Source organism: Roseivirga sp. UBA1976 (genome assembly GCF_002336325.1).
GTDB classification, from domain to species: domain Bacteria; phylum Bacteroidota; class Bacteroidia; order Cytophagales; family Cyclobacteriaceae; genus Roseivirga; species Roseivirga thermotolerans.
Map to the genome: position 1 here is coordinate 117,009 of NZ_DDDQ01000039.1, position 4,523 is coordinate 121,531.

At 44.9% G+C, this 4,523-nt stretch carries 4 protein-coding genes and 1 tRNA gene; all 5 read left to right on the plus strand.

Annotated elements, in window-relative coordinates; genetic code table 11:
• The first annotated feature begins 189 nt into the window (after positions 1–189).
• Positions 190–273, plus strand: a tRNA-Leu gene (locus B3763_RS04075).
• 144 nt (positions 274–417) lie between these two features.
• Positions 418–1,650, plus strand: coding sequence for a DUF4856 domain-containing protein (locus B3763_RS04080; protein ID WP_286743981.1), 1,233 nt, complete (start codon positions 418–420; stop codon positions 1,648–1,650).
• 22 nt (positions 1,651–1,672) lie between these two features.
• Complete coding sequence (locus B3763_RS04085; protein WP_286743983.1) at positions 1,673–2,782, plus strand: imelysin family protein; 1,110 nt, start codon at positions 1,673–1,675, stop codon at positions 2,780–2,782.
• Entirely contained in the window at positions 2,782–4,140 is a 1,359-nt protein-coding gene (locus tag B3763_RS04090) for an HTTM domain-containing protein (RefSeq protein ID WP_286743985.1), read from the plus strand. Before B3763_RS04085 ends, B3763_RS04090 begins: the two co-directional genes overlap by 1 nt.
• On the plus strand, positions 4,121–4,523 hold a 403-nt coding region (locus tag B3763_RS04095), incomplete at its 3' end, for a carboxypeptidase-like regulatory domain-containing protein (protein ID WP_286743987.1). The genes B3763_RS04090 and B3763_RS04095, both read left to right, overlap by 20 nt.

Consider the following 4,523-nt stretch of genomic DNA (forward strand, 5'->3'; position numbering starts at 1 on the left):
GAGTAGCTCAGCTGGTAGAGCGTCAGCCTTCCAAGCTGAGGGTCGCGGGTTCGAATCCCGTCTCTCGCTCAGAGGCTAAAAAGCGTGTTTGACACGCTTTTTTAGTTTAAGGCCTGTGGCATTTGACTATTCAAAGTCCGGAGTGGGCAGAGAGTATATTAAGAACATTACAACTACCATGTAGTTGAGGCCGGAGTGGTGGAATTGGTAGACACGCAAGACTTAAAATCTTGTGACCTTTTGGTCGTGCGGGTTCAAGTCCCGCCTCTGGTACAGAAGCCCTGCTGAAAAGCGGGGCTTTTGTTTTAAACCCTCCTCAAACCTTACATCTTCATTTTACTGCAACTAATGATTGTCTATGTGAAAGTCGCCCTATATATTTGCGACTCTTTAGAATTAATCTAAATAAGAATAGAGATGAAAGGATTGAGAAGATTGTATGGTTTAGGCCTATTGACAGTGATTTTAACCGTAGCTGCTTGCAGCGATAGTGATGATACCCTGCCAACTGTTGAGGCTCCTGCCACTTATACATTTGAGAGGAATGGACAGTCAACGGTTTCATTTAGTGGACAAACTACCCGAATACAAATGGCCACTGAATTGGTAAGTGCCATGAAAGATTTTGACAATAGCACAGAAGCGTTGTTGTTGGAAATGTTCAGAAACGAAACGGCCAATGGTGGAGATGCCAATCCTTTCAGCAATGCAGACCTAAATGCTTCTACCAAAAGCGTAAGAAGTAAAACAGGGGCATCTAAAGACTATTTCTTTACCAACGCCACCGAGGCTGCTCAGATCAAAGCCGACTTTGAAGGTTGGATCAGTGCGCAGGTGTCGGAGGTGTTTCCTGCAGAAAATCAAATAGCCACTCCGGGTAATCCCGGTCAATTGGCCGATGGTTCATCCACTCGTTACGTGAATGGCAAAGGTCTTGAATATGATCAGGCCGTAAATAAGGGACTTATCGGTGCCCTTATGCTCGATCAAATGCTTAATAATTACTTGTCGGTTTCTGTGTTAGATGAAGCCGATAACCGTGCAAACAATGACAATGAAGTATTGGTTGAAGGGAAGATGTATACCACCATGGAACATAAGTGGGATGAAGCCTATGGTTATTTGTTTGGTACAGCTGCCAATGCTGCCGATCCTGTAGCCACTATCGGTTCTTCCGATGCCTTTTTGAACAAGTACCTGGGCAGAGTGGAAGGCGATCCTGATTTTGCCGGTATAGCACAAGAGGTATACGATGCTCTTAAGCTGGGCCGTGCCGCAATAGTGGCTGGTGAGTATGAGGTACGAGATGCACAGGCAGCCATTGTTAGGCAAAAACTTTCAGAAGTAATTGCCATTAGAGCCATATACTATCTTCAGCAGGGTAAAAATGCCTTGGCTCAAGATCCTCCAGCCTATGGTACCGCGTTTCACGACCTTTCCGAAGGTTTCGGGTTCCTGTACAGCTTGAGGTTTACACGTCAGCCTCAGGGAGACATGCCTTACTTTACCAAGGCCGAGGTAGATGGGTTTATTCAGGCCGTATATGGTTCTGCCAACGGTTTCTGGGATGTAGATGCAACCACACTGGATAATGTATCGGGCCAAATAGCCGCAAAGTTTGACTTTACGGTAGCTCAGGCAGGAAACTAATCACATAAATATAAAAGCGAAGATGGTAGTGAGAGGAGTGAAGAAACTGTGGACGTTATGGGTTTTCATGCTGATGGGTATAATGGCCTGTTCAGATTCAGACCCCAGTACGGAAGAACCTATTGATGATTTCGATCGGTCTGAAATTCTGGTGAACTGGGCGGACAACATCATCATTCCCAACTACCAGGACTATGTGGAAAGCCTGACTGATTTAAAGGCTGCGATTACCACTTTTGGCCAGACACCTTCTGCAGATCTGTTGGCCGATGTGAGAGAGGCCTGGCTGGAAGCCTACCTGGACTGGCAACGAGTGAGCATGTTCGAGATTGGCAAAGCGGAATCGGTGTCATTGAGGAACTTCACTAACATTTATCCGGCCGATATTCAAAAAATCGATGAAAACATAAACACTGGTAGCTACAACTTGGAGTTGCCCTCTACCAACGATGAACAAGGGTTTCCCGCCCTGGATTATCTGCTTTATGGTAAGGCCGACACCGATGAAGGCACGGTGGCCATTCTTAGTACTCCGGCACACAAGGAGTATCTTCAACAGTTAGTAGAAAGACTGCATAATCTGGCCTCAGAAGTACTCAATCATTGGACCTCAGGTTATCGGGATACTTTTGTGGCCAACAATGGTTCTTCGGCTACCAGTTCGCTCAATAAGCTAGCCAATGATTTTATGTTCTACTACGAGAAGAACCTGAGAGCCGGTAAGGTGGGAATCCCTGCCGGAGTCTTTTCAACATCGCCACTACCTGAAAAAGTGGAGGCTCGTTTTAGTGCAAAAAGTAAATTGCTCTTTTTAGAATCGCTCGATGCTGTACAAGACTTTTTTAATGGTACGGGCAGCTCCAACACGGGCAAAAGTTTCGCACACTATCTTGACTATCTGAACACCATAAAAGAAGGTGAAGATTTAAGTGCGCTGATCAATTCGCAACTGAACTTGGCCCGGCAAAAAGCCGAAACGCTCAACAGCGATTTTGCAGCTCAAATAGATGATAATAATGTGTCTATGCTAGAAACCTACGATGAACTTCAGAAGGTTGTGGTGCTTTTAAAGGTAGACATGTTCCAGGCATTGAGTATTCAGGTAGATTTTGTGGATGCAGACGGAGATTAATGCTTTCCCGATTCCAAGGCTATATCGATAAAAATGCAGAGGCTGCCCCATTGGCAGTCTTTCGCATTTTCTTTGGTGTCATGATGTTTCTGAGCATTGTGAGGTTTTGGAGCTATGGTTGGATTGATAAGCTATACATTCAGCCGCGTTTTTTCTTCTCGTATTATGGTTTTGAATTTGTAAAACCACTTGGCAGTTACACCTACCTGCTTTTTGCTCTTTGTGCAATGGCAGCCCTTGCCGTTGCGGCAGGTTATCGCTATAGGTTAGCCATCATTACCTTCTTTCTGAGCTTTACTTACATAGAGCTCATGGACAAAACCACCTATCTCAACCACTACTACTTCATCAGTCTTCTTTCTTTTCTCATGATTTTCCTGCCGGCACACAGGTATTTCTCGCTCGATGTTCGGCTGGGTTATGCAAAACCGGTGCAGTATGTGCCTCAGTGGAGTTTAGACTCCGTGAAATTATTGCTCGGCATAGTTTATTTCTATGCAGGATTGGCCAAGCTCAATAGCGATTGGCTAATTCATGCCATGCCGCTTAAAATTTGGCTGCCCTCCAAATTCGATATTCCTTTTTTGGGGCAGTGGTTACAGCAAGAGTGGGCTCACTATGCCTTTAGCTGGCTTGGGGCACTATACGATTTAACCATCCCCTTTCTTTTGCTCTATAAAAGAACCAGACCGTGGGCATTTTTGGCCGTAGTGGTCTTTCATGTGCTTACTCGTGTGTTGTTTCCAATAGGCATGTTTCCATACATAATGATAGTGAGCGCAACTATATTTTTTAATGCGCAATGGCACCATAAAGTGCTAAGCGTTTTGGCTCGGTTAATTCGGGTAAACAAAGCCAAGTGCGACAATGGGCTGGTAATGGCACCTACCAAAATGCAATTGGCAAAAATTGTTTTGGTGCCCTTTTTTGTGTTGCAGTTGCTCATTCCTTTTCGTCATTACCTCTATCCCGGAGAGCTGTTCTGGACAGAAGAAGGCTACAGGTTTTCGTGGCGCGTAATGCTTATGGAAAAAGCAGGTTATGCCAGTTTCAAGGTAGTAGATAAAGAGAGTGGCCAACGTTTTTATGTTAATAATGCCGATTTCTTAACCCCCTTTCAGGAAAAACAAATGGCCACTCAGCCAGACTTTATATTGGAATATGCACACTTTCTAAAGCAACATTTCGAAGCTCAGGGCCATAAGAATTTAGGTGTTTTTGTGGAAAGCTATGTGGCCCTGAATGGGCGTAGAAGCAGGCCATATATAGATCCCACAGTAGACCTCACACAACAGCAAGAATCGTTTAAACACAAAGACTGGATTTTACCATTCGAAGATGAAATTAAGGGCTTATAGTTTACTTATGTTGGCACTGTGTTGTGGAGCCAACGCTTGGGCACAATACAGCATTAAAGGAAAGGTTGTAGACGGAGCAACAGGTTTGCCGGTGCCTGTGGCCGAGGTATATAATGAGGAGACTCAGTACATTGCCCGAACCAATGAAAAAGGCGAGTACGAAATACCCAACCTGAAATCCGGCACCTATAGCCTCGTGGCCTACTCGTTTTCCTACAAAGTAATTGAGCGCAAAGTTACCGTGGCAGGTGCCAATATGGAGGTAGACTTCCGTCTTCAGGAAATAACTCAGGAATTGTCAGAGGTGGTTATTGCTCAAGAGAGAGAAAAGATATTCAGCATAAACCGACTGAAGCCGGTGGAAGGTACCGCTATATATGCCG

Bases quoted from the DNA above. Each gene is read 5' to 3' on its own strand.
- B3763_RS04080 (WP_286743981.1), top strand. From the start codon at position 418: ATGAAAGGATTGAGAAGATTGTATGGTTTAGGCCTATTGACAGTGATT.
- B3763_RS04090 (WP_286743985.1), top strand. From the start codon at position 2,782: ATGCTTTCCCGATTCCAAGGCTATATCGATAAAAATGCAGAGGCTGCC.
- B3763_RS04085 (WP_286743983.1), top strand. From the start codon at position 1,673: ATGGTAGTGAGAGGAGTGAAGAAACTGTGGACGTTATGGGTTTTCATG.